Annotated in this window: 31 protein-coding genes and 1 pseudogene; 23 read left to right on the top strand and 9 right to left on the bottom strand. The window is 53.6% G+C overall.

What is annotated here, in order from left to right; translation table 11 throughout:
• Positions 1-158 (bottom strand): annotated as a pseudogene (locus tag DK872_RS09755) (flagellin FliC); the annotation flags it as partial.
• Positions 159-403: 245 nt separating this feature from the next.
• Here DK872_RS09755 and fliD point away from each other — a divergent pair.
• Genes fliD through fliT form a run of 3 tightly spaced genes read left to right on the top strand, consistent with a single transcriptional unit; the run spans position 404 to position 2,609 of the window.
• Positions 404-1,819 carry a flagellar filament capping protein FliD gene (gene fliD, locus DK872_RS09750; protein ID WP_007371512.1) on the top strand — a complete coding sequence of 472 codons (1,416 nt, stop codon included), beginning with the start codon at positions 404-406 and terminating at the stop codon, positions 1,817-1,819.
• A gap of 20 nt (positions 1,820-1,839) precedes the next feature.
• On the top strand, positions 1,840-2,250 hold the full coding sequence (gene fliS, locus DK872_RS09745) for a flagellar export chaperone FliS (protein ID WP_007371511.1): 411 nt from the start codon (positions 1,840-1,842) through the stop codon (positions 2,248-2,250).
• Positions 2,250-2,609 (top strand): flagella biosynthesis regulatory protein FliT, encoded by a 360-nt coding sequence (gene fliT, locus DK872_RS09740; protein WP_007371510.1) that lies wholly within the window; start codon positions 2,250-2,252, stop codon positions 2,607-2,609. Before fliS ends, fliT begins: the two co-directional genes overlap by 1 nt.
• A gap of 255 nt (positions 2,610-2,864) precedes the next feature.
• Here fliT and yedD read toward each other — a convergent pair whose 3' ends face one another.
• Complete coding sequence (gene yedD / locus DK872_RS09735) at positions 2,865-3,275, bottom strand: lipoprotein YedD (RefSeq protein WP_161518287.1); 411 nt, start codon at positions 3,273-3,275, stop codon at positions 2,865-2,867.
• 184 nt (positions 3,276-3,459) lie between these two features.
• On the opposite strand from yedD, the gene yedE reads away from it, so the two are divergent.
• Both yedE and yedF read left to right on the top strand, forming a co-directional pair.
• Positions 3,460-4,665, top strand: a complete 1,206-nt coding sequence (gene yedE / locus DK872_RS09730) for a selenium metabolism membrane protein YedE/FdhT (RefSeq protein WP_161518286.1) — start codon at positions 3,460-3,462, stop codon at positions 4,663-4,665.
• Positions 4,662-4,892, top strand: coding sequence for a sulfurtransferase-like selenium metabolism protein YedF (gene yedF, locus DK872_RS09725; RefSeq protein ID WP_035890239.1), 231 nt, complete (start codon positions 4,662-4,664; stop codon positions 4,890-4,892). The genes yedE and yedF overlap by 4 nt, the downstream gene beginning before the upstream one ends.
• A 49-nt stretch (positions 4,893-4,941) precedes the next feature.
• Here the strand turns inward: yedF and DK872_RS09720 are convergent, their stop codons facing one another.
• Positions 4,942-5,838, bottom strand: a complete 897-nt coding sequence (locus DK872_RS09720; RefSeq protein WP_161518285.1) for a diguanylate cyclase — start codon at positions 5,836-5,838, stop codon at positions 4,942-4,944.
• A 335-nt stretch (positions 5,839-6,173) separates the two neighbouring features.
• Between DK872_RS09720 and DK872_RS27510 the strand changes: the two genes are divergently transcribed.
• Positions 6,174-6,344: a YnfU family zinc-binding protein gene (locus tag DK872_RS27510; RefSeq protein ID WP_216637202.1), complete on the top strand. Its 171-nt coding sequence runs from the start codon at positions 6,174-6,176 to the stop codon at positions 6,342-6,344.
• A 169-nt stretch (positions 6,345-6,513) separates the two neighbouring features.
• On the opposite strand, the gene fliE is transcribed toward DK872_RS27510, so the two are convergent.
• Positions 6,514-6,825, bottom strand: coding sequence for a flagellar hook-basal body complex protein FliE (fliE, locus tag DK872_RS09715; protein ID WP_007371501.1), 312 nt, complete (start codon positions 6,823-6,825; stop codon positions 6,514-6,516).
• A 226-nt stretch (positions 6,826-7,051) separates the two neighbouring features.
• Between fliE and fliF the strand changes: the two genes are divergently transcribed.
• From fliF to rcsA, 14 genes are all read left to right on the top strand, one after another.
• Complete coding sequence (gene fliF, locus DK872_RS09710; protein WP_007371499.1) at positions 7,052-8,740, top strand: flagellar basal-body MS-ring/collar protein FliF; 1,689 nt, start codon at positions 7,052-7,054, stop codon at positions 8,738-8,740.
• Complete coding sequence (gene fliG / locus DK872_RS09705) at positions 8,730-9,728, top strand: flagellar motor switch protein FliG (protein ID WP_007371498.1); 999 nt, start codon at positions 8,730-8,732, stop codon at positions 9,726-9,728. The genes fliF and fliG overlap by 11 nt, the downstream gene beginning before the upstream one ends.
• The gene (gene fliH / locus DK872_RS09700; protein WP_007371497.1) at positions 9,721-10,434 is read left to right on the top strand and encodes a flagellar assembly protein FliH; all 714 of its coding nucleotides are present in this window, start codon (positions 9,721-9,723) and stop codon (positions 10,432-10,434) included. Before fliG ends, fliH begins: the two co-directional genes overlap by 8 nt.
• Positions 10,434-11,804 (top strand): flagellar protein export ATPase FliI, encoded by a 1,371-nt coding sequence (fliI, locus tag DK872_RS09695; RefSeq protein ID WP_007371496.1) that lies wholly within the window; start codon positions 10,434-10,436, stop codon positions 11,802-11,804. The genes fliH and fliI overlap by 1 nt, the downstream gene beginning before the upstream one ends.
• A 20-nt stretch (positions 11,805-11,824) precedes the next feature.
• The gene (gene fliJ, locus DK872_RS09690; protein ID WP_007371495.1) at positions 11,825-12,268 is read left to right on the top strand and encodes a flagellar export protein FliJ; all 444 of its coding nucleotides are present in this window, start codon (positions 11,825-11,827) and stop codon (positions 12,266-12,268) included.
• On the top strand, positions 12,265-13,533 hold the full coding sequence (fliK, locus tag DK872_RS09685) for a flagellar hook length control protein FliK (protein WP_079517739.1): 1,269 nt from the start codon (positions 12,265-12,267) through the stop codon (positions 13,531-13,533). Before fliJ ends, fliK begins: the two co-directional genes overlap by 4 nt.
• Positions 13,534-13,636: 103 nt before the next feature.
• Positions 13,637-14,104: a flagellar basal body-associated protein FliL gene (fliL, locus tag DK872_RS09680; protein WP_007371493.1), complete on the top strand. Its 468-nt coding sequence runs from the start codon at positions 13,637-13,639 to the stop codon at positions 14,102-14,104.
• 4 nt (positions 14,105-14,108) lie between these two features.
• Entirely contained in the window at positions 14,109-15,113 is a 1,005-nt protein-coding gene (gene fliM, locus DK872_RS09675) for a flagellar motor switch protein FliM (RefSeq protein WP_007371492.1), read from the top strand.
• Positions 15,110-15,526 (top strand): flagellar motor switch protein FliN, encoded by a 417-nt coding sequence (gene fliN, locus DK872_RS09670; protein WP_007371491.1) that lies wholly within the window; start codon positions 15,110-15,112, stop codon positions 15,524-15,526. The genes fliM and fliN overlap by 4 nt, the downstream gene beginning before the upstream one ends.
• A gap of 7 nt (positions 15,527-15,533) precedes the next feature.
• Entirely contained in the window at positions 15,534-15,908 is a 375-nt protein-coding gene (gene fliO, locus DK872_RS09665) for a flagellar biosynthetic protein FliO (protein ID WP_007371490.1), read from the top strand.
• Positions 15,908-16,645 (top strand): flagellar type III secretion system pore protein FliP, encoded by a 738-nt coding sequence (fliP, locus tag DK872_RS09660; protein WP_161518284.1) that lies wholly within the window; start codon positions 15,908-15,910, stop codon positions 16,643-16,645. Before fliO ends, fliP begins: the two co-directional genes overlap by 1 nt.
• Before the next feature lie 9 nt (positions 16,646-16,654).
• The gene (fliQ, locus tag DK872_RS09655; RefSeq protein ID WP_007371488.1) at positions 16,655-16,924 is read left to right on the top strand and encodes a flagellar biosynthesis protein FliQ; all 270 of its coding nucleotides are present in this window, start codon (positions 16,655-16,657) and stop codon (positions 16,922-16,924) included.
• An 8-nt stretch (positions 16,925-16,932) separates the two neighbouring features.
• A complete protein-coding gene (gene fliR / locus DK872_RS09650; RefSeq protein WP_007371487.1) occupies positions 16,933-17,730 on the top strand; it encodes a flagellar biosynthetic protein FliR in 798 nt (265 codons plus the stop codon).
• Between the two features lie 278 nt (positions 17,731-18,008).
• Positions 18,009-18,632: a transcriptional regulator RcsA gene (gene rcsA / locus DK872_RS09645; protein WP_007371486.1), complete on the top strand. Its 624-nt coding sequence runs from the start codon at positions 18,009-18,011 to the stop codon at positions 18,630-18,632.
• 44 nt (positions 18,633-18,676) lie between these two features.
• On the opposite strand, the gene dsrB is transcribed toward rcsA, so the two are convergent.
• Entirely contained in the window at positions 18,677-18,865 is a 189-nt protein-coding gene (dsrB, locus tag DK872_RS09640; protein ID WP_007371485.1) for a protein DsrB, read from the bottom strand.
• Between the two features lie 126 nt (positions 18,866-18,991).
• On the opposite strand from dsrB, the gene yodD reads away from it, so the two are divergent.
• Both yodD and DK872_RS09630 read left to right on the top strand, forming a co-directional pair.
• A complete protein-coding gene (yodD, locus tag DK872_RS09635) occupies positions 18,992-19,222 on the top strand; it encodes a YodD family peroxide/acid resistance protein (RefSeq protein WP_007371484.1) in 231 nt (76 codons plus the stop codon).
• A gap of 217 nt (positions 19,223-19,439) precedes the next feature.
• Positions 19,440-20,270 carry a mannosyl-3-phosphoglycerate phosphatase-related protein gene (locus DK872_RS09630; RefSeq protein ID WP_007371483.1) on the top strand — a complete coding sequence of 277 codons (831 nt, stop codon included), beginning with the start codon at positions 19,440-19,442 and terminating at the stop codon, positions 20,268-20,270.
• Here DK872_RS09630 and dgcQ read toward each other — a convergent pair.
• The 3 genes from dgcQ to DK872_RS09615 form a co-directional block, all read right to left on the bottom strand.
• Positions 20,234-21,931 carry a cellulose biosynthesis regulator diguanylate cyclase DgcQ gene (gene dgcQ, locus DK872_RS09625; protein ID WP_161518283.1) on the bottom strand — a complete coding sequence of 566 codons (1,698 nt, stop codon included), beginning with the start codon at positions 21,929-21,931 and terminating at the stop codon, positions 20,234-20,236. The two genes, DK872_RS09630 and dgcQ, sit on opposite strands and share 37 nt — an antisense overlap.
• A gap of 106 nt (positions 21,932-22,037) precedes the next feature.
• On the bottom strand, positions 22,038-22,220 hold the full coding sequence (locus DK872_RS09620; protein WP_007371481.1) for a YodC family protein: 183 nt from the start codon (positions 22,218-22,220) through the stop codon (positions 22,038-22,040).
• 79 nt (positions 22,221-22,299) lie between these two features.
• Complete coding sequence (locus tag DK872_RS09615) at positions 22,300-23,211, bottom strand: DUF808 family protein (protein WP_071920998.1); 912 nt, start codon at positions 23,209-23,211, stop codon at positions 22,300-22,302.
• A 177-nt stretch (positions 23,212-23,388) separates the two neighbouring features.
• On the opposite strand from DK872_RS09615, the gene yedA reads away from it, so the two are divergent.
• A complete protein-coding gene (gene yedA / locus DK872_RS09610) occupies positions 23,389-24,297 on the top strand; it encodes a drug/metabolite exporter YedA (RefSeq protein WP_035942225.1) in 909 nt (302 codons plus the stop codon).
• Here the strand turns inward: yedA and DK872_RS09605 are convergent.
• Positions 24,275-24,766 carry a very short patch repair endonuclease gene (locus tag DK872_RS09605; RefSeq protein WP_007371477.1) on the bottom strand — a complete coding sequence of 164 codons (492 nt, stop codon included), beginning with the start codon at positions 24,764-24,766 and terminating at the stop codon, positions 24,275-24,277. The two genes, yedA and DK872_RS09605, sit on opposite strands and share 23 nt — an antisense overlap.
• Between the last annotated feature and the right edge of the window lie 8 nt (positions 24,767-24,774).

Raw genomic sequence — 24,774 nt, 5'->3', positions numbered from 1 at the left:
AAGCGGTTAGCAATCGCCTGGCCAGCAGCGTCGTCTTTCGCGCTGTTGATACGCAGACCGGAAGAGAGACGCTCGATAGCGGTACCCAGAGCGCCCTGAGATTTGGTCAGGTTATTCTGAGTCGTCAGCGACAGGGTGTTAGTATTAATAACAGCCATGATGTAATTCCTTTAAATAAAAAAGTTATCAGATTCAGGCATCTGCCTACGGCGTTCTTACCGTCTTCCAGGTTATCGACCGTCACTGACCAACCTTTAGAGAAAAACTTTAATTTTTTAAAGCCACAAACTGCCCGCTATTCTTTGGCTTTATTCCGCCATTGCTTTAAAAAAAAACCTCTAATCTTTTCGCAGTCGCTGCCGATAATCCACACAGTGATTGTCTAAAACTGAAGGATGAAGATATGGCAAGTATTAGTTCGCTCGGCGCAGGCACAAGCTTGGATCTGAACACGTTGTATGACAATTTGCAGACAGCTGAACAAACAAAGCTGACGCCAATTACCACTCAGCAGACTTCGTATAAAGCCAAGCTGACAGCCTGGGGAGTGGTGCAAACCTCCCTGACTAAGCTGCAAACTGCTGCTAATGCGCTGAAAGATACGTCAAGCATCGCATCGACAAAAGTATCCAGCACTAACACCGCGTTTACTGCTACGCTGGCCAATGATGCCGCGGCGGGAACTTACTCGGTCGAGGTGTCTTCGCTGGCAGCTTCTCAATCTCTGCTCAGCCCGAAAGTGGCCAGCAAAGATACTGATTTAGGCGACAGTAGCCTGAGTTCTCGTACCATTACGATCACTCAGCCTGGGCAAACGAATCCGATGACCGTGACGCTGAACAGCGATCAAACCAGTCTGTCGGACATTCGCGATGCCATTAACAAACAGCAAGGCAGCGTAACTGCGAGCATTATTAAAGCAGATGACAACAGCTATTACCTGGCACTGACTTCACGTGACAGCGGTACGGCTAACCAGATGACGATCACCACAAATGATACGCAACTGGCACAGTACATCAGCTATGACTCGACGAATACCAGCAGCGCGAGCAACGTGATGACACAGCAGGTTGCTGCGTCTGATGCGAAGCTGAAAATTAACGGGATTGAAATTACCCGTAGCAGCAACACGATTACAGATGCGCCGGAAGGTGTCACGCTGACGCTGAATAAAACCAACGTTGGCAGCCCGGAAACGTTGACGGTAACCAAAGACAACCAGCCGATGACCGACGCGATTCAGGCGTTTGTTGATGCCTACAACTCGCTGCAAACGACCATTGCTAACCAGACCAAATATACAGCAGTGGATCAGGGCAGTGATTCGCAGGACAGCTCGAACGGCGACCTGCTGGGCGACGGTACGCTGCGCAACATTCAGACGCGTCTGCGCTCTATGTTGTCGTCCTCTCAGAGTGACGGAGGAAGCTTCTCCATTCTGTCGCAATTGGGTGTGACTCAGGATACGACCGGTAAGCTGACCGTTGACAGCACCAAACTTAATAAAGCGTTGAATGAAAAGTCAGCGGACGTGATCTCTTTCCTGTCCGGCGACGGTAAAACCACCGGCTTCGCCACGCAGGCAAGCAACCTGCTGGACGATTTTTTAGGTACCGATGGTACCGTGCAGAATGCGACCGACGGGATCAACAAAACCCTGAAACAGCTGTCCGATCAGTATGACCAGGTCAATGATCAGATCACCGCAACCATGGCGCGTTACAAAACACAGTTCACCAGTTTAAGTCAGCTGGTTTCTTCTCTGACGACAACCGGTAACTATTTGACCCAGCAGTTCAATGCTATGAGTGCATAAACCATCAGTTGAGGTTTGACATGTATACGAAATCGGGAACTCAGGCTTATGCCCAGGTCGGCGTGGAAAGCGCCGTTCTGAGTGCCAGCCCACATCAACTCGTGGTGTTGCTTTTTGATGGCGCCTTGAGCGCCATGAAAAAGGCCGCGATCCTGATTGAGCAGGGAGATATTCCCGGTAAAGGACGGGCGCTTTCACAGGCTATAAATATCATTACCAACGGCTTGCGGGCCGGTCTTAATCACGAAGCCGGTGGTGAGATCTCCGCAAATCTGGACAGTCTTTATGACTACATGACACGACGTCTTTTACAGGCAAATCTCCACAATGACCTCTCCGCCATTGATGAAGTATCGAAGTTGTTGAGCAACATCGCTGATGCCTGGAAAGAAATTGGCCCCAATAATCAAAACTCGCGGGACACTTACTAATGGAAGCAAATCTCGGGTTGCTCCACCACTATCAGCAGCTGTTGGTCGCCAGCCGCACCATGCTTAACCTCGCGAAGGAAGGGCGTTGGGACGAACTCATCGAACATGAAGTGAAGTACATTAACGCTGTGGAGAAGTTAGCACAGTTCCAGGATGCCGGAGAAATTGCGCCTCAGTTGCAGGCGCAAATTCGGCCGCTGCTGAAGCAAATTCTGGATAACGAAGTTGTGCTGAAAGAACTGTTAAACGAACGAATGGATGAACTGCGGACATTGGTTAGACAGACATCTCGACAACATAACCTGCATTCGACATATGGACGCCTCTCTGGAAATATACTCTTCCCGAATGAGATCTAATCTCAGAACAGGCGGGTGACGTTTTAAACACCTCGCCCGCACTGTTCTCTCCTGTTACCCCTGTTTCCCGAGTCTCAGGAACATGGCAACGGGTTTTCCTTGCTATCCCCCCAGTTTTTACCTTCCACTAAAAATGCAGGCTGTCGCCAATGCAGGCGTGATCCCGTGCGTAAAATCCACAAACATCCGCGATATCTGCGTAGGGGAAAAAAGGAAGGGGACGTAATGTGCCGGGCAGTAGCACCCGGCGCTACCTTATTTGCTGATGTCCAGCCCGGCGGCAGTCAGCGCATTCTGGCACTCAACCGTCGGTTTATCGACGCGTTTGAGCGTCATGCCATCAAATTCCAGTGTATTACCTTCGTGGTCGAGCGGGTAAATATCCCGTTTTTGCGTCACGTTATATAACGTGCTGCCATCACGCATCAGTTTGCCCGGTACGGCAATGACCCGCTGCCACTGACGGCAATCCAGCGTGTCCCCTTCGGGCGTGACAATCAGGCTGGCTATTGCTTCCGGGCTGACCAGTTTGCTCTGCGGGCCTGCCGATTGCCAGTAACCCGCCAGACCTGCCGGTGCAGGCTGTTTTACCACCGCGTTGTAATCATCCACCTGTACGCAGCCGCTGAGCAGTAGCGCCGCGCTAATAATCACTCGCTTTTTCATTATTTATCCCGATCGCGAAGAAAAAAATATTGTGGCATTAAAGCATTATCATCGCCACCCTTCTCCGGCGCGAAGAAGTTTGATCTGCACCAGGGTTTACGCCCTTTTTGCGTTAGTTTGTCATTTGCCACGTGTATCATTCGCCTTCTTTAATTACTGCCTTCTGAGTTCAGAGGTTTTCACTATGTCATGGCAATCCTTTAAGGAGCGTTTCCTGATTCGCTTCTGGTCCCCGATTCCGGCCGTTATCGCCGCCGGTATTCTCTCCACCTACTATTTCGGCATCACTGGCACTTTCTGGGCGGTGACGGGCGAATTCACCCGCTGGGGCGGCCAGTTGTTGCAACTGGCGGGCGTTCATACCGAAGAGTGGGGATACTTCAAATTGATCCATCTGGACGGCACGCCGCTGACGCGTATTGATGGCATGATGATCATCGGTATGTTTGGCGGCTGTTTTGCCGCCGCGCTGTGGGCGAATAACGTCAAGCTACGTTTTCCGCACAGTCGCATTCGCATCGCCCAGGCCATTGCTGGCGGCATTATTGCCGGTTTCGGCGCCCGGCTGGCGATGGGCTGTAACCTTGCCGCCTTCTTCACTGGCATTCCACAATTTTCGCTGCATGCCTGGTTCTTTGCCGTTGCCACGGCGATTGGCTCATGGTTCGGTGCGCGCTTTACGCTGCTGCCCATGTTCCGCATTGCGGTAAAGATGCAGAAAGTTTCTGCCGCTTCACCGCTGACACAAAAACCGGAGCAGGCAAAACGCCGCTTCCGCATCGGTATGCTGGTGTTTATCAGCATGGTGGGCTGGGCGCTGCTGACGGCGATGAATCAGCCGAAACTGGGGCTGGCGATGCTGTTTGGTGTCGGTTTTGGTTTACTGATTGAGCGGGCGCAAATCTGCTTCACCTCCGCATTCCGCGATATGTGGATCACCGGGCGTACCATGATGGCAAAAGCGATTATTTTTGGTATGGCGGCGAGCGCGATCGGCATCTTCAGCTATGTGCAACTGGGGATGGAACCCAAAATCATGTGGGCCGGGCCGAATGCGGTACTCGGCGGGCTGCTGTTTGGCTTCGGGATTGTGCTGGCAGGCGGTTGTGAAACCGGCTGGATGTACCGCGCAGTCGAAGGTCAGGTGCATTACTGGTGGGTCGGGCTGGGCAACGTTATCGGCTCGACGATCCTGGCCTGGTTCTGGGATGACTTATCCCCTTCCCTCGCCACCCACTGGGATAAAATCAACTTGCTGAACACCTTTGGCCCGCTCGGCGGCCTGCTGGTGACCTATGCGTTGTTACTGGCCGCGCTGCTGTTTGTCATTGGCTGGGAAAAACATTTCTTTCGCCGCAAAACACCGGCGCCCGTGAAGGAGACTGCATGAACATTGTGCCCGATTACCGCCTCGATATGAGCGGTGAACCCTGCCCTTATCCGGCGGTAGCCACGCTCGAAGCGATGCCACAACTCAAAAAAGGGGAGATTCTGGAGGTGGTGAGCGACTGCCCGCAGTCAATCAATAACATTCCGCTGGATGCCCGCAACCACGGTTATACCGTGCTGGATATCCAGCAGGATGGCCCGACCATCCGCTACTTGATTCAGAAGTAACGCAACAGGCTGGCTCACCTGCAAATGGTGAGCCAGCAACCGATAACGCTCAACCGACGAAATGGTGGATCTCGCCCCACTCATCCATAAACATGCAGCGGTTGCGCCCGGTCTGCTTACCGCGATACATCGCCGCATCGGCACGTTTTGCCGCCTCGTCCAGTGACTCTTTGGCCTGGACTTTGGTTAACCCAACAGTGACCGTAATATGCAGTGCTTGATCGTCACAATTCAGGGTGGTGTCGGCAATGGTATTGCACAGCCGCAGCCCGGTCAGACAGGCATCTTTATCCGAAGGAGCACGTAGCAAAATGATAAATTCCTCACCGCCATAGCGGTACGCATTATCGTCATCGCGGATGCCGTCGCGTAATAGCTGAGCGAGACCGCGCAATACGCTATCGCCAATCAGATGGCCGTAAGTATCGTTAATATTTTTAAAGCGATCGATATCCAGTAATAACAGGTAAATATTTTGTTCCGGGGTGCGTATTAATTGCTGTACAAATGTTTCATCCAGCATTCTTCTGCCTGGCAAGCCGGTGAGAATATCGATCCCGCTGCGCATATTTAATAAATAACTTTTATAGGTTGTCACCGCGCTGGAAAACAGAGCCAGATGCTGTTTAAAGTCGGTGAAATGTTCGGCCGTCACGGTTTTATTCTGGATGGCGAGCATCATCTGGCGACCACTGTCATGCATGCGCATATGTGCCTCGCTAATTGCCTGAATACATGAAGATTCCTCCTCTCCCATCGGTTGGTGATGATGCAGCCAGGTTCCAACACGACAGTGTTTATGCGCGCACGGATAAATAATATCTGGCTGTTCAAAGGCATTATTTACCACACAGGAAAACATATTCACCAGCCAGTCATAATGGGCATCAACAGAATAATTAAGATCGGCCAGAATAGTGTCAATCTGGCAAGTTTTACGGTACATAGTTGCCCTCCGCGTCAGCTAATTTTAGGGTTGCTAGTGTATGCAATTGAAGTTAGCTTTTTGTAAAGATCATTAAGACAGGGCAAGAATTAATTATTTCAGCGGGATAAATATTTACGAAAAGCGCTACGGAAGGCGGCCGCTCATTACCCAGGGCACGACATAATATTTGCCGGTGCAACGCCAGTGAGTATTTTTCATTCAAAGAGATTACCGGTTATCAGCGCCAGGCTACGGTAATTCCTCGTACCAGCGTTTTGCCCGCAGGGAAATCATTACGGGCTATATGTATTGGGATAGTGTATTGTTGCAGCCCATTCATCAGGAATTACTCTATGCCACCACGGAAAGATTCAAAAAACAATCGCAACTTTCTTACCAAATGTACCTGCCCTCACTGCGCTATGCAGTCAGAACATAGCTTCACCCGAGTCCAGAAAGGTTCAGCACTGATGTGCCCCCATTGCAGCAAGATCTTCAAGCAAGACAAACCTGCTTACGCCTGAAATCAGCAACCTCAGTGGATACCGGTCGGCATTTAACGACCGGTTTTAACGCCCGCACAAAATCCTGCCGCCGCACATAGAGAAAAACCCCGCCAGAGCGAGGTTCTTACGTTGCCCCCATGCCACGCGAAAAGCGCCGACCGGTAGCAAAATGCAAAATCAGTCAGGCCTAAACCTGCATATTCATGATGTCCTGATAAGCAGACACCAGTTTATTACGCACCTGAACGCCCATTTGCAACGAAATGGACGATTTTTGCAGATCGGTCATCACGTCATTCAACGCCACGCCCGGTTCGCCGAGTGTGAATTTCTCTGCCTGCACACGTGCTGCGTTTTGCGTGTCGCTGATGCGATCCAGCGCAGCATGCAGTTGCCCGGCAAAGCTGATTGTCGGTTCGCTCTCCACGCTCTGATTGCGCGCAACGCCGGCAGTTGCCTGCAACTGGCTGATGACGCTTTCAATGCCCTGTATAGCCATTATTTTTCCCCGGATGGTTTGATACTGGACAAGGTTAACAGCTTGTCAATGAGATAATGGCGGTAAATAGCGACAAAAAACCAGGTTATTTGGCGCATAGAAAATTGGGAATCATCAAATAATGGCATTGCCATGTTAATGGATAAATGTCGAGTTTGCCGACCCGGGAGTCTGTTTTGTTTCTCAACTCAAATAACAACATCCACCCAGAGTTACGAGGTGCGCAATGAGTGCGACTGCAACAACTGCACCGCAGAATAAATCTCTTGAGTGGCTTAACCGCTTACGCGCGAACCCCAAAATCCCTTTAATGGTGGCCGCCGCAGCAGCCGTCGCCATCGTTGTTGCTATGGTGCTGTGGGCCAAGAGCCCGGATTACCGGACGTTATTCAGCAACTTATCCGACCAGGATGGCGGAGCCATTGTCACGCAGTTGACCCAAATGAATATCCCTTACCGCTTTGCCGATGGCAACGGAGCGATTGAAGTTCCGGCGGATAAAGTGCATGAACTGCGCTTGCGTCTGGCGCAACAGGGTCTGCCGAAAGGCGGCGCAGTGGGTTTTGAACTGCTGGATCAGGAAAAATTCGGTATCAGTCAATTTAGCGAGCAAGTGAACTACCAGCGTGCGCTGGAAGGTGAACTGGCCCGCACCATCGAAACACTTGGCCCGGTGAAAAGTGCCCGCGTGCACCTCGCCATGCCGAAACCATCGCTGTTTGTTCGCGAACAAAAATCTCCTTCCGCCTCTGTCACCGTTAATCTTCAACCGGGTCGCGCCCTGGATGACGGCCAGATCAGCGCGATAGTACATCTGGTTTCCAGCGCAGTGGCAGGTTTGCCGCCGGGTAACGTAACGGTCGTTGATCAGGGCGGTCGTCTGTTAACGCAGGCCGGGACAGCCGGTCGCGATCTGAACGACGCTCAGCTGAAATATACCGCTGACGTTGAAGGCCGTATCCAGCGCCGTATCGAAGCCATCCTTGGCCCTATCGTCGGTAATGGCAACGTACACGCGCAGGTTACCGCTCAACTCGATTTCGCCAATAAAGAGCAAACGGAAGAGCAGTACAGCCCGAACGGCGGCGATCCGGCGCAGGCGGTTCTGCGTTCACGCCAGGTAAACACCAGCGAACAGATTGGCGGCCAGTATCCTGGCGGTGTTCCGGGGGCGCTCTCTAACCAGCCCGCGCCAGCGAACAGTGCGCCGATCACGACGCAGAATAACCAGCAGAATGCGCAAGGTCAGCAAGGCACCAATACCTCCACCGCGAACAGCAGCAATGTGGGGCCGCGCAACACCACGCATAACGAAACCAACAACTACGAAGTTGATCGCACCATTCGTCATACCAAGATGAATGTCGGTGATATTGAACGTCTCTCCGTTGCCGTGGTGGTGAACTACCGCACGCTGGCAGATGGTAAAACGGCCGCACTGACCGCCGATCAGCTGAAACAAATTGAAGATTTAACCCGTGAGGCGATGGGTTACACCGAAAAACGCGGTGATACCCTCAACGTCGTCAACTCGCCGTTTAACGCAACGGACGATATCGGTGGTCAGCTCCCGTTCTGGCAGCAGCAGTCGTTTATCGACCAGCTGATGTCCGCAGGCCGCTGGTTACTAGTACTGATTGTTGCCTGGCTGTTGTGGCGTAAAGCGGTCCGTCCGCAACTGGTGCGCCGCCAGGAAGAAGCGAAAGCTGCACAGGAAGCTGCACAGGCACGAGCCGAAATTGAAGAGTCGGTGGAAGTTCGCCTGAGTAAAGACGAAGTGAACCAGCAGCGTCGTTCTAACCAACGCCTGAGCGCAGAAGTGATGAGCCAGCGTATTCGCGAAATGTCAGATAACGATCCGCGCGTCGTGGCGCTGGTCATTCGCCAGTGGATGAATAACGAACATGAGCAATAATCTTTCCGGAACAGACAAAAGTGTCATCTTGCTGATGACCATCGGCGAAGACCGCGCAGCAGAGGTGTTTAAACACCTCTCTGCCCGCGAAGTTCAGCATCTGAGTACCGCGATGGCCAGCGTGCGTCAAATCTCCAACAAACAGTTGATGGACGTATTGCAGGAGTTTGAGAACGAAGCGGAACAGTTCGCGGCGCTGAACATCAACGCCAACGACTATCTGCGTTCGGTGCTGGTCAAAGCGTTGGGCGAAGAGCGTGCTTCCAGCCTGCTGGAAGATATTCTCGAAACCCGCGATACCACCAGCGGCATCGAAACGCTCAACTTTATGGAGCCGCAGAGCGCCGCCGACCTTATTCGCGACGAACATCCGCAGATCATCGCCACTATTCTTGTGCACCTCAAACGTTCTCAGGCGGCAGATATTCTGGCGCTGTTTGACGAGCGCATGCGCCATGACGTGATGCTGCGTATCGCCACCTTCGGCGGCGTACAGCCTGCCGCGCTGGCGGAACTGACCGAAGTACTGAACAACCTGCTCGACGGCCAGAACCTCAAACGCAGCAAAATGGGCGGCGTGAGAACGGCAGCCGAGATCATCAACCTGATGAAAACCCAGCAGGAAGAAGCGGTTATTACTGCGGTTCGCGAGTTCGACGGCGAACTGGCGCAGAAAATTATCGACGAGATGTTCCTGTTCGAAAACCTGGTGGACGTGGACGACCGCAGTATCCAGCGCCTGCTGCAGGAAGTGGACTCCGAGTCCCTGCTTATCGCCCTCAAAGGCGCCGAGCAGCCGCTGCGCGAGAAGTTCCTGCGCAACATGTCCCAGCGTGCTGCCGATATCCTGCGCGACGACCTCGCCAACCGTGGCCCGGTGCGTCTGTCTCAGGTGGAAAACGAACAGAAAGCGATCCTGCTTATTGTTCGTCGTCTGGCGGAAACCGGCGAGATGGTAATTGGCAGCGGCGAGGATACCTATGTCTAACGAATTGCCCTGGAAAGTCTGGACGCCGGACGATCTGGCACTCCCGCAGGCTGCCGAGTTCGCTCCCCTGCTGATGAACGAGAGTGCATCAGAAGACGCCGACGAGGAAGAAGACGTCTTATCCGAGGAGCAAAAACAGCAGCAGCAACTGGCACAGATCCAGATGCAGGCTCACGACGCGGGTTACAACGCTGGACTCGCGGAAGGACGTAAAGCGGGACACGATGTCGGTTACCAGGAAGGGCTGGCGCAGGGCCAGGAGCAAGGGCTGAATCTGGCTCGCCAGCAGCAGGCTCCACTTCATGCGCGGATGCAACAACTGGTCAGTGAATTCCAGTACACCCTGGATGCGCTCGACAGCGTGATTGCCTCCCGTCTGATGCAGATGGCGCTGGAAGCCGCTCGCCAGGTGCTGGGACAAACGCCCTGTGTCGATAACAGTGCGCTGATCAAACAGATTCAACTGCTGTTGCAGCAGGAGCCGCTGTTCAGCGGCAAGCCGCAACTGCGCGTTCACCCGGACGATCTGCAACGGGTAGAAGAGATGCTCGGCGCGACGTTAAGCCTGCACGGCTGGCGTCTGCGCGGCGACCCAACGCTGCATCCGGGCGGCTGTAAAGTTTCCGCCGATGAAGGCGATCTTGATGCCAGCGTTGCAACGCGCTGGCAGGAACTGTGCCGTCTGGCGGCGCCGGGAGTGATTTGATGACTGCGCGCTTGACCCGCTGGCTGACAACGCTTGATAACTTTGAAGCCAAAATGGTGCAGCTCCCTTCTGTGCGCCGTTACGGGCGACTGACCCGCGCTACCGGCCTGGTGCTGGAAGCCACCGGTTTGCAGTTGCCGCTGGGCGCAACCTGCATCATTGAACGTCAGGAAGGCGGCGAAACCCACGAAGTGGAAAGTGAAGTGGTCGGCTTCAACGGTCAACGCCTGTTTCTGATGCCGCTGGAAGAAGTCGAAGGGATTTTGCCCGGCGCGCGCGTTTATGCACGCGGTGCGGTGGGCGATGGTCTACAGAGCAGCAAACAGTTGCCGCTCGGCCCTGCCCTGCTGGGACGCGTGCTCGACGGTGCAGGTAAACCGCTCGACGGCCTGCCTGCGCCCGATACCGGGGAAACGGGCGCGTTGATGACGCCGCCGTTTAACCCGTTGCAACGTACGGCGATCGAGCATGTGCTTGATACTGGCGTGCGCGCCATTAACGCCCTGCTGACGGTAGGTCGCGGTCAACGTATGGGGCTGTTTGCCGGTTCCGGCGTCGGTAAGAGTGTGCTGCTTGGCATGATGGCGCGTTATACCCAGGCTGACGTGATTGTCGTGGGGCTTATTGGTGAACGTGGCCGTGAAGTTAAAGATTTTATCGAGAACATCCTTGGCGCTGACGGTCGCGCCCGTTCTGTCGTGATCGCCGCGCCAGCGGATGTTTCTCCATTGTTGCGTATGCAGGGCGCTGCCTACGCCACGCGCATTGCTGAAGATTTCCGCGACCGCGGTCAGCATGTGCTTCTGATCATGGACTCTCTGACGCGTTATGCCATGGCGCAGCGTGAAATTGCGCTGGCGATCGGCGAACCGCCAGCAACCAAAGGTTATCCTCCTTCTGTCTTCGCCAAATTACCGGCGCTGGTGGAACGTGCGGGGAACGGCATTCACGGCGGCGGCTCGATCACCGCTTTTTATACCGTCCTCACTGAAGGGGATGACCAGCAAGATCCTATCGCGGATTCTGCGCGCGCGATTCTTGATGGACATATCGTACTTTCCCGCCGTCTGGCGGAAGCCGGTCATTATCCGGCGATTGATATTGAAGCCTCCATCAGCCGTGCAATGACCGCGCTAATTACTGAACAACATTACGCAAGGGTCCGGAATTTCAAACAGTTGCTGTCTAGCTTCCAACGAAATCGCGATCTGGTGAGCGTTGGCGCGTATGCGCGAGGCAGTGACCCAATGCTGGATAAAGCTATTGCATTGTGGCCGCAGCTTGAAGCCTTTCTGCAACAGGGCATCTTCGAACGTGCCGGGTGGGAAGATTCTATACAGTCTTTAGAGCTGATCTTCCCGACAGTATAAGGTAGTGGAGAGCTGACTTTATGACGCAAAACAGCGCATTAACGACGCTAAAAGATCTGGCTGAGAAAGAGGTTGACGACGCGGCACTGAAGTTGGGTGAAATGCGTCGCAACTGCCAGCAGGCGGAAGAGCAGTTGAAAATGCTGATCGACTATCAGCATGAGTATCGCAACAGTCTGAATAACAACATGAGCCAGGGCATTGATAATCAGCGCTGGCAAAATTATCAGCAATTTATTCAGACGCTGGAAAAAGCCATCGATCAGCATCGTAAGCAATTGATGCAATGGAACGAGAAAGTCGATATCGCTCTGGGTTGCTGGCGAGAGAAGAAACAGCGCTTACAGGCCTGGCAAACGCTGCAAGAGCGGCAAAGCGCAGCAGCATTACTGGCGGAAAACCGCCTCGATCAGAAAAAAATGGATGAGTTTGCACAACGCGCATCCCTGAGGAAAATAGAATGATCACCTTGCCAAAACTGGTAGTAACTGAATCCGATACCGCCACCAGCGCGCAGACAGGCAAAGCGGGCGGCGATTCGGCACAAGATTTCCTCGCCCTGCTTACCGGCGCGATGTCCGGCACGCAGGGACAAACCCAGGAGAACGGGGAACCGCTGACGCTTGCTGATTTACAGGCTGCGCTGGCAAGCGGCAAGCTGGCGAAAGGCAACCTGACCGCAGCCACCGGTGAAGATGCGCAAACGCCCGCGCAGAAACTCGCGGATCTGCTTGCGCGTCAGATTGCCAAACGCGATGTCACCGCCGGGGCGACGGAAAGTACAGCCACCACTGCTGATATGCAAAAACTCTTGTCTGGCCTGACGCCTGCCGCGAAAAGCGATGTTCTCGCCGCGCTGAACAAAACGGCGCAAAGCGGTGATGAGAAGAGTGATGCAACCGATGACGAACTGGCAGGCCTCAGCGCATTGATGGCGATGCTGCCGCATCAGCAAACTGCGCAGCTGAGTGCTTCCGCGACGGCGAAATCGACCAGCGTCAGCACGCAGGATGTTGCCGCAGCCGCTAACCGCGCGCTGAACAGCAGCTCACTCTCGACCGCAGCCGATACCGATCTATCACGTAGCGCCGCGAAGAATGATCCGGGCGCGAACACGCCTTTCCAGGTGGCTGACAATTCACAACAGGCCGCAGTACTGGCCGCGGCCAGCGCCACGAAGAAAGATAGCGACAATGCGCTGCAAACCACCAACACCACGGTTAGCGTGGCGCCGGTGACCACCAGCGCCAGCGCGGCTCAGGCCAGCACGCCTGTGGCGGCACCGGTTGTCAGCGCGCCGCTGGGTAGCCATGAATGGCAGCAGAATATCAGCCAGCACGTCACGCTGTTCACTCGCCAGGGCCAGCAGACGGCTGAACTGCGTTTGCATCCGGAAGATCTGGGCCAGGTGCAGATCTCCATCAAGCTGGAAGATAACCAGGCGCAGCTGCAAATGGTTTCGGCGCACAGCCACGTTCGTCAGGCACTGGAAGCCGCGTTACCGACGCTGCGTACGTCTCTGGCTGAAAGCGGTATTCAGCTTGGGCAGAGCAGCATCAGCAGCGAAAGCTTCACCGGCCAGCAGCAACAGCAGGCCTCACAGCAGCAACACGCTTCACGTTCGGGTTCCGGCGATGTTTTTGGTTCCGACGATGATACAGCCATCGTGACGCCAGCAAGCTTACAGTCTGTGGCTCGCGGTAACGGCGCTGTAGACATCTTTGCCTGAACGCCAGAGGTAGCATGATTATCCCCGTCTTTTCCGCGCTTTGACGCGAGCAGGACACGGGATAATCACCTCATAAGCAGTACTAACAGGAAGCCCGTATCTAATGACTGACTCCGCTATTAATAAAAAACGTAAGCGCTCTATCTGGATCCCGCTGCTGGTGTTAATCACCCTCGCGGCATGCGCCACAGCTGGCTATAGTTACTGGCGTATGCAACAGAAACCTGCGGCAAGCGCAAAAGCGGAAGCTCCGCCCCCGCCAGCGCCGGTTTTCTTCGCGCTGGACACCTTTACTGTGAACCTGGGCGATGCCGATCGTGTGCTGTATGTGGGCATTACGCTGCGTCTGCACGACGACGCAACGCGCGCCAGACTGAGTGAATATTTGCCGGAAGTGCGTAGCCGCTTGTTACTGTTGTTCTCTCGTCAGAATGCACAACAGCTTGCAACCGATGAGGGTAAACAGGCGCTTGCTACCGCGATTAAAGAGACGCTTGCAACGCCGTTAGTGCCAGGACAGCCGAAGCAGGAAGTCACTGACGTTCTTTATACAGCTTTCATTTTGCGGTAAAGACATGGGCGATAGTATTCTTTCTCAGGCCGAAATCGATGCGCTGCTCAATGGCGACAGCGATAAGAGTGATGATCCGAAACCGGGTATGGGCGGCGATAGCGATATTCGCCCCTATGACCCGAATACCCAGCGCCGCGTGGTGCGTGAGCGTCTGCAAGCGCTGGAGATCATCAATGAACGTTTTGCGCGTCAGTTTCGCATGGGGTTGTTCAACTTGCTGCGTCGTAGCCCGGATATCACCGTTGGCGCGATCCGCATTCAGCCCTATCACGAGTTTGCGCGTAACTTACCCGTTCCGACCAACCTTAACCTGATCCACCTGAAACCGCTGCGCGGCACCGGCCTGTTTGTCTTCTCGCCGAGCCTGGTGTTTATCGCCGTGGATAACCTGTTCGGTGGTGATGGACGCTTCCCGACGAAAGTGGAAGGCCGTGAGTTTACGCACACTGAACAACGCGTGATCAACCGCATGCTCAAACTGGCGCTTGAAGCGTACAGTGATGCATGGAAGGCCATTAACCCGCTGGACGTAGAGTATGTACGTTCTGAAATGCAGGTTAAGTTTACCAACATTACTACGTCGCCGAATGATATCGTCGTCAATACGCCGTTCCACGTGGAAATCGGCAACCTGACCGGTGAATTCAACATCTGTCTGCCTTTCAGCATGATAGAGCCGCTGCGCGAGATGCTGGTGAACCCGCCGCTGGAAAACTCACGCACCGAAGACCAGAACTGGCGTGACAATTTAGTGCGTCAGGTTCAGCACTCCGAGCTGACTTTGATTGCCAATTTCGCGGATATTCCCCTGCGCCTGTCGCAGATACTTAAGCTCCAGCCCGGCGATGTGCTGCCGATTGATAAACCCGATCGCATTATCGCTCATGTGGACGGCGTACCGGTTCTTACCAGCCAGTACGGTACAGTCAATGGACAATATGCGTTACGTGTAGAGCACCTGATAAACCCGATTTTGAATTCGCTGAATGAGGAACAGCCCAAATGAGTGATATGAACAATCCGTCCGATGACAACAACGGAGCAGTGGACGATCTGTGGGCTGACGCGTTGAACGAACAAAAAACCTCGACTGGCAGTAAAAGCGCGGCTGATGCCGTGTTCCAGCAGCTTGGCGGCGGTGATGTTGGCGGCAATCTCCAGGATATCGACCTGATTATGGATATCCCGGTCAAGCTGACGGTCGAACTCGGCCGTACGCGGATGACCATTAAAGAGCTGCTGCGTCTGACGCAGGGTTCCGTAGTCGCCCTTGACGGGCTGGCGGGCGAGCCACTGGATATCCTGATTAACGGCTATCTGATTGCGCAGGGTGAAGTGGTTGTCGTCGCCGATAAATACGGTGTGCGTATTACCGATATCATCACCCCGTCTGAGCGTATGCGTCGTCTGAGCCGTTGAGCCGAGCATGAAAACACAGGCCACGGTTTCCCAACCGTCTGCCATTTCCGGTTCGCCGCTGCTGCAAGTCAGCGGCGCACTGTTTGGCATTATCGCGGTGATCCTTGTCGCCGCGTGGCTGGCAAAACGCCTCGGCTTTGGCGGCAAAACCGCCGGCGCCAGGGGCTTAAAAGTGACGGCCAGCGCTTCTGTCGGCACGCGTGAACGCGTAGTGATTGTCGATGTTGAAGATGCACGTCTGGTGCTCGGCGTGACTCCCACCCAAATAAACCTGTTGCACAAACTTCCTCCTGCGCCTGCTGAAAGTGAAGACGTGAACGACAAAAATGCGGATTTCCAGTCCGTGATGAAGAATTTGCTTAAGCGTTCCGGGAGATCCTGATGCGCAGTTTGTTACCCCTTGTGCTGGCTGGTTTATGGCTGGTTACACCTGCCGCTTTCGCTCAACTGCCCGGCCTTATTAGCCAGCCGCTGGCTAACGGCGGCCAGAGCTGGTCGCTGCCGGTGCAGACGCTGGTGTTTATCACCTCCCTCACCTTCCTGCCGGCAATTTTGTTGATGATGACCAGCTTCACCCGCATCATCATTGTGTTTGGCCTGCTGCGAAATGCATTGGGTACACCCTCCGCGCCGCCAAACCAGGTACTGCTTGGGCTGGCGCTGTTTTTGACCTTTTTCATTATGTCGCCGGTTATCGACAAGATTTATACCGACGCCTATCAGCCGTTCAGTGAAAACAAGATTTCCGTGGACGTGGCGCTGGAACGCGGCGCGCAACCGCTGCGTGAATTTATGCTGCGCCAGACCCGACAAGCCGATCTGGCGCTGTTTGCCCGCCTCGCCAATGAGCCACCCATTCAGGGGCCGGAAGCCGTACCCATGCGGATTTTGCTGCCTGCTTATGTGACCAGTGAGTTGAAAACGGCTTTCCAGATAGGCTTTACGATTTTTATCCCGTTCCTGATTATTGACCTGGTGATCGCCAGCGTACTGATGGCGCTGGGGATGATGATGGTGCCACCCGCGACCATCGCCCTGCCGTTCAAGCTGATGCTCTTCGTGCTGGTGGATGGCTGGCAATTACTCGTCGGCTCGCTGGCGCAAAGCTTTTACAGTTAGGAGTAAAGCATGACACCCGAATCGGTCATGATGATGGGCACCGAGGCGATGAAAGTGGCTCTCGCACTCGCTGCCCCACTGCTGTTGGTTGCGCTGATCACGGGTCTGGTGATCAGTATTTTGCAGGCTGCAACGCAGATCAACGAAATGACGCTCTCCTTTATCCCGAAAATCATCGCCGTGTTTATCGCGATTGTGGTTGCCGGGCCGTGGATGCTGAATTTGCTGCTTGATTATGTGCGCACCCTGTTCAACAACATTCCTTATATCATCGGGTAAACCCGCTTATGCTGAACGTCACCAGCGACCAGTGGCTCCACTGGATCAGTATGTATTTCTGGCCGCTGCTGCGCGTGATGGCGCTGATTATGACCGCGCCGATCCTCAGTGAAACACGTATCCCGCGTCGCATTAAAGTTGGGCTGGGGATTGTCATTACCGTAGTCATCGCACCGACACTGCCACCAACACCCGATGTCGCCATTTTTTCACCACCAGCGCTGTGGCTGGCGTTACAGCAAATTCTGATTGGCGTCGCGCTCGGTTTTACCATGCAGTTTGCTTTTGCCACTATCCGTACCGCCGGTGAACTGATTGGCCTGCAGATGGGTCTCTCCTTCGCCACCTTTGTCGATCCTACCAGCCATCTAAACATGCCAGTGCTGGCGCGTATTCTCGATATGCTGGCGATGCTGCTGTTCCTCACCTTCAATGGACATCTTTGGCTGATTTCCATGCTGGTGGACACCTTCCACACGCTGCCTATCGGCGGCAATCCTGTAAACAGTAACGCGTATCTGGCGCTAACCCGCTCGGCGGGAATGATTTTTCTCAATGGCCTGATGCTGGCATTACCGGTTATCACCCTGCTACTGACCATTAACCTGTCACTCGGTTTGCTAAACCGCATGGCTCCTCAGTTATCGGTGTTTGTCATTGGTTTTCCGGTGACATTAAGCGTAGGTATTTTGCTGATGGCGGTGATGATGCCGTTGCTTGCACCTTTCTGTGAACGATTATTCAGCGAGTTTTTCAATCTGTTAGCGGAAATTGTCAGCGAACTGCCGCAGAATACTAATCCGTAGCTTTGGTATTGTCTTTGTAAGGATAATCCTAAAGTGAAATTTGCAAAACATCTTCCAACATATATCTGGCGCGGCTTATTTGTTTTTAGCCGTCTCACAGAACACAACATTTACTTTACTTTGAGATGATTCCTGGCAAATTATACGTAACTTTACGGGATAGTGGATTCGCCTGAAGTCTTCATCCTGCACTTCAGTAATATTAAGTTTTTCCTGTATGGCTTCGGAAGCTTCTGGCGGGTGGTGAATTATCGTTACGCATTGAGTGAGGGTATGCCATGTCAACGATTATTATGGATTTATGCAGTTATACCCGGTTGGGATTAACAGGGTATCTGACGAGCCGGGGGGTAAAAAAACGAGAAATCAACGATGTACAAACAGTTGATGAACTCGAATCAGCTTGCGCCACACTTCAGCCATCCGTGGTGTTTATTAATGAAGACTGCTTTATCCATGACCCAAGCAGCAGTCAACACATTAAGCAAGTCATTAATCAACATCCCCGAACACTGTTTATCGTGTTTATGGCGATAGCCAATATTCATTTCGATGAATATCTTTTGGTCCGTAAAAATTTATTGATTAGTTCTAAATCAATCAAGCCTGAGTCGCTGGACAATATTCTGGGAGATTATCTGAGTAAGGAGAAAAAAAGCGTCGGAACCATTAATTTACCCACGCTTTCATTGAGCCGTACAGAGTCCAGCATGTTGAAAATGTGGATGTCCGGGCAAGATACGATCCAAATATCGGATCAAATGAATATCAAAGCCAAGACGGTATCATCACATAAAGGCAATATAAAAAGAAAAATAAAAACACATAATAAACAAGTTATTTACCATGTCGTACGTCTTACCGACAATGTCACGACAGGTATATTTGTTAATATGCGTTAGAAAGTAGTATTTTTTTTCACCCTCCCTGGCAGGAGGGCGAAATATTATTCTACTCGCTCGACAAAAATCCCATCAGGGTGGTCCTTTTCGTTAAAGAACCAAATACCGAGCGGGTAATCTTCAAGTGATACCAGGTACATCGTACCCTCATTGAATGCTTCAACAGCCAATACCACACCCGGACGGCGTGGACCCCCGTCCGTTTTGACTGTAACCCGATCGTTAACCTTCATATTTACCCTCCTGTCGCATTTACGCCAGTGTAGAACAAAACGCCGGAGCTGGCAGCGTCCCGCCGTTTAGCTGGCGATTTTTTCTACCGTCTATACTTAAGAACGGCATTGCAACGAGGTGACAGCATGAAAACGGCAAAAGAGTACAGCAATACCGTCAAGCGCGACGTCGATATTGACGTGGATGCGCTACTGGCGGCCATTAATGAAATTAGCGAAAGCGAAGTTCATCGGGTCGAAGATGAAGAGGGCCAGCGCGTCAGCGTTGATGGTCGCGAATATCATACCTGGCGGGAACTGGCGGAGGCATTTGAACTGGATGTCCATGATTTCAGCATTACGGAAGCGAATCGCTGAAGAAACATCCCGGCCGTAAAACGGCCGGGATAAAGCTTGCTTTCGCAAGAAGCACTTAAAATTCGTACACCAGGGAATCTGATGTAGCGCAACTTTATCGACAAAAACGGACGATGACAAGAATTATTGATCAGGCGAATAATTAGAAATACAACTGTATTCTGTTGGATACAATACTTCCGCCGCCTGCCCTTTTCCGAATGATAAGGAGCCGAAAATGCCGAGTCTGGACGATCCCTTACTGGTATTTACCGATGTCGATGGCACGCTGCTTGATAACCATACCGGCGAGTGGCAAGCCGCAGCAGAATGGCTTACCCGCCTTCGCGCGCAGTCAATCCCGGTCATTTTATGCAGCAGTAAAACAGCCGCAGAGATGATGGCCATTCAGAAATTGCTGCAACTGCAGGGACTGCCGTTTATTGCCGAAAACGGCGCCGTCATTCAGCTTGATGCGCAGTGGCAGGATCATGAGGATTACCCACGTATTATCAACGGTTCGCCCCATGCTGATATTGCCAGCGTACTGGCCCGGCTGCGCCAGCAGCATGGCTGGAAATTCACTACGTTTGGCGAACTGGATGAGCATGTGCTGGCAGACGTGACCGGTTTACCTCTGGCGCAGGCAAACCTTGCGCGTCTCCAGGAGGCGTCAGAAACGCTGATCTGGCGTGACAGCGACGAGGCGATGTCCGCCTTCGATCAAACCCTTCAGCAACTCGGTCTGCGCTTTGTGCAGGGCGCGCGCTTCTGGCACGTTCTGGATGAACGCAGTGGAAAAGATCAGGCCGTTAACTGGCTCACGCGCCAGTATCATCACTACCGGGGCCAGCGCATGTTAACGCTTGGCCTCGGCGATGGCCCTAACGATGCGCCGCTGCTTGATAGCGTCGATTACGCTATCGTGGTGAAAGGCCTCAATCGCCAGGGCGTACAATTGCGTCAGGATTCACCCGAGCGGGTTTATCACACAATGCAGGAAGGCGCGGGAGGCTGGCGCGAAGGGATGGATCATTTCTTTGGCGCACCGTCCGTAGAGCAAACCTGATTGCGTCCGTTGTTTTTCGCGCGGTACAGGCGGCTATCAGCAACAGATTGCAGGGATTCGAAATCGTAATCGCCGTTCTCAGAGGCATCGCTGACACCCAGCGACACCGTAATGCGCAGCGTGGTGTCTTTCTGTACCAGAATCTCTTTCCCCTTGATTCGCGCGCGAATACGCTCGGCAACCCGGGCAGCCTGCTCCAGCGTGCTGCCCGGCAGCAGAATACAGAACTCTTCCCCGCCGACGCGCCCGGCGACATCCTGCCCGCCGATAGTATTGCTGATTATTCCGGCAGCATGAGAGAGCACCAGATCGCCAGCCTGATGACCGAAACGGTCATTAACACTTTTAAAGTGATCGAGATCCAACTGGATAACGGCAAAGGGCAGATTACTCACGCGCGCCTGTTCGGATAACGTTTTTGCCCGTTCAAAAAATGAGCCGCGGTTATACAGACGCGTTAGCGGATCGAACCACGCCTGCCACTGCAACGTGTTCTGCATGCTGTACATATTATTCACCATCCTGCGGATAATCCCCCACGAGAACAGCAGCATGCCGGTAAAGAGCAACCACAACAGCGACAGTGCGATACTGATACGCCCAAAATCGCCGGTTATCCCCTCCCGCAACGTGTGAATACGCACCAGTACGCCACCAAACTGTTTCAGCTTTTGCCAGCTAACATAGCGAGTACCGAGATGGATCCCACCGAGGGTATCGCGTTCCATATCCGCCAACAGTTGATTGCGTTCATTCACACTAAATACAGCCCCCTGCTCCGTCAGCGTGCTAGTCAGCAGATTAAAGCTGCTGTCATAAAGCAGATATTGCCCCCCTTCCTGCTCTTCACGCGCTTCGACCAATAAACGATTGATATCGCTAATAGGAAAGCTCAGCACCAGCACGCCATACCAATATTGCTGATAGTCCAGCGGCACGCTGGCAGCGACGAACCCGCGTGTTACGCTGCCCTGGCGCGCCTGATCGGTATACCAACGAACGCCACGGGCCCGATTTTCCTGCTGTTGCTGTCCCCGAAACCAGGAGCGCATCAGCAGGCGATAATAGGTCGGAACGATCTTTTCTTCACTCTCCACCGGGTTTGTCGAGATATAGAAACCGGCGCGAGAAACGTAATACGCCTGGCGCGGCAACATGGAAGCATTAGCGGAGAGACGGAACAGATAGCCGAGCTCCATCGCCGCGGTCAGTTCCGCAGGTAAGCGTTCATCATCACGGTTGAGGAGATCGCTTTGATTAACAAAATAATCGGATACGCCATAAATGGGCAGCGTGCGCGTATTATCAAGGCCGATTTGCCACTGCGACTGTGTGCGCCGGAGTCCGAACTCCTGCTGTACATTATTCAGTACTTTAAAACCGAGCGGCGTTTGTAGCGCGGCCTGCATGCCGTTGCGAAAAAAAAGCAGCCGATCCACACCACTCTGCATTTGCATGTCCAGCGCGTTACTGACATTTTCCAGCTCGCTGCGCTGGCTGGCGACGTAAGCTCCTTGCAGGACGATCACTTCTCGCCAGGTCAAAATCGTGGAGCACACCATGACAATCAGAAAGCAAAGGTTAACCACCCGTGCCGGGAGAAAATAACGCTTCAGAGTAATAAACGACCTCGGTTGTTTCACGACGCTGTTCTGCCGCACACGAGCTCCCTGGAATTCAGTCTGTATAGCCGCAGTCGATCTTTAGCACTGGCGTCGAATGGAGAACAATAAAAACGCCCAGCAATAGCCGGGCGTTTCTACTGGGTTACACCTGCTCGTGTGCCCTTTGCCTGTCGCCAGGCATCAGTTCATCTTCACGAAAGGCTTCCCGTTTGACCCCGTAACCGTCATACCATCGGCACTCCACCATACCGCTGGAATAGCCGGTAACGATCATGCGCGGACCACCCTCTTTTGGTATTACTTCATCGCTGACCAAAAAGACCATCACTGCCTCCTGTATCAGGGCGAAACTTTTTCACATTAGACGAAGTTTGCGGGTTTTGCATAATCACTGCGGCGAGATTTTACTTCGCCGCACCACGCAGATGCGTAACCCCTTTAACGACGGCCACGACCACCGCGCCAATGGCGAATCCCAACAGCAAATTAGCGATAACCGGTATCAGGGTCTGCAGCAACGCGTGCTGACCGGCCGCGAAATTCGCGATCGCATGGTGCAGCGGCGTTATGCCATGCACCACAATACCGCCGCCAACGAGGAACATCGCCAGCGTGCCGACCACGCTTAAGGTCTTCATCAGCCAGGGAGCCAGAACAAGCAGCCCTTTGCCCATCCCCTGCGCCAGCGCGCCTTTCCGTTCTGCCAGCCAGTAACCCATGTCATCGAGCTTGACGATAATCCCCACCAGGCCATAAACACCGATGGTCACCAACAACGCAATGCCCGATAAAACCAGCACCTGGTTGAGCAATGGCGAGTCGGCCACGATACCGAGCGTGATGGCAACAATCTCTGCCGATAAAATAAAATCGGTACGGACAGCGCCTTTGATTTTGTCTTTTTCGAACTGCTGTGGATCCTGTGCGGCCAGCGCCTCCAGCCGATGCTGCCGGGCTTCAGGGGTCTCTTTATGCTTACGTGCAGCCAGGGTGTGCAGCACTTTTTCCACACCCTCGAAGCACAAAAACGCGCCGCCGACCATCAACAGCGGTGTAATAGCCCACGGGATAAACGCGCTGATCAGCAAAGCCAGAGGCACAAGAATGACCTTGTTGAGCAGCGATCCGCGCGCCACACCCCACACTACCGGCAGTTCACGGTTGGCGCGAACGCCGGTTACTTGCTGCGCATTTAACGAAAGATCGTCTCCCAGCACACCGGCAGTTTTCTTCGCCGCCAGTTTGCCCATCACGGAAATGTCATCCAGCAAGGTGGCAATGTCGTCAAGCAATGTTAATAAACTACTTCCTGCCAAAATTTCTTCCTTTTCAGAGTTATCACTAAATAAAGTGCAGTATGCAGTAAAAAATCTATGGCGAGAATCACCCCATAGTGTCAACAAAAATTTAACAGCTTCTGCCGAATTAACCACTCGCAAGACGTATAGTTTTGACGTTTACTATAAGCCTCGTATCTTTTGTTGTGGTGGTTTATGCGTTTCAGGCAAGTTTTACCGCTTATTGGAGCGTTGTTTGCGCTCTACATCATCTGGGGTTCTACCTATTTTGTTATCCGCGTCGGCGTCGAAAGCTGGCCGCCCTTCATGATGGCTGGTATCCGCTTTTTATCTGCGGGTATCGTGCTGATAACCATTCTGTTGCTGAGCGGCCATAAACTGCCGCCGCTGCGCCCAATGCTCAATGCGGCGCTGATTGGCGTATTGCTGCTCGCTGTCGGTAACGGCTTTGTCACGGTGGCGGAACATCAGAATGTCCCTTCCGGCATCGCTGCGGTCGTCGTGGCGACCGTACCACTGTTTACGCTGTGCTTTAGCCATTTTTTTGGTATCGCGACGCGAAAGCTTGAGTGGGCTGGAATTGCTATTGGCCTGGCGGGGATCATTTTGCTGAATAGCGGCGGAAACCTGAGCGGTAATCCATGGGGCGCAGTCATGATCCTCATCGGCTCGCTAAGCTGGGCGTTTGGTTCGGTGTACGGTTCGCGGATTGAACTCCCGGGTGGGATGATGGCGGGCGCGATTGAAATGCTGGCCGCCGGGATCGTGTTGCTGGCCGCCTCGGCTCTGAGCGGCGAACACCTTAGCGCCATACCGCCGCTGTCCGGCTTTTTCGCCGTCGGCTATCTGGCGCTGTTTGGCTCTATCATCGCTATTAGTGCCTATATGTATCTGATCCGCAACGTGTCACCGGCATTAGCAACCAGCTACGCCTATGTGAACCCGGTGGTGGCGGTACTGCTGGGCACGGGCTTTGGCGGCGAACATCTCTCTTCCGTTGAATGGCTGGCGCTGGGGATCATTATCCTGGCTGTGGTACTGGTGACGCTGGGCAAATATCTCTTCCCGCCGCGCCCGGCTGTTACGCCTTGCGTGGAGAAGTAATCGCCATCGCATGAATCCCCTGAGTGTCGATCTGCGCGGTTTGTTGCCCCTCGCAGATCCACTCTTCCAGCCGCTCGCTCAGCGCCCCGTCGCTCAGTTTCAGCTTGCCGCGCAATGCGCACTCCCACACCACCAGCACCCGCCAGCCCTGTTCAAGCAGCAATGCGCAGTCGCGCGCATCACGCGCCACATTTTTGCCGATTTTTTCCAGCCAGAAATCCGTACGCGTGGCCGGAATCTTAAACAGATAGCAGTTATGGCGATGCCAGTAACACCCGTGGGTGAAGATCACACAGCGATACTCATCCAGCACAAAATCAGGGCGACCTGGTAACGCGGCATCCTGTACGCGAAACGCCAGATCCAGCGATTGCAGGCAGGCGGCCAGCCGTTTTTCGATGGCCGTATCGCGCGTAGCGATTGCCCGCATATTCTTACTGCGCGTCGCTTTGTCATGAACATCCGCCATCTCTTTTC

Origin of the sequence: Kosakonia sp. MH5 (assembly GCF_009935945.1) — a bacterium.
Taxonomy (GTDB): Bacteria; Pseudomonadota; Gammaproteobacteria; order Enterobacterales; family Enterobacteriaceae; genus Kosakonia; species Kosakonia radicincitans.
This window is presented reverse-complemented; position numbering and strand designations above follow the sequence as displayed.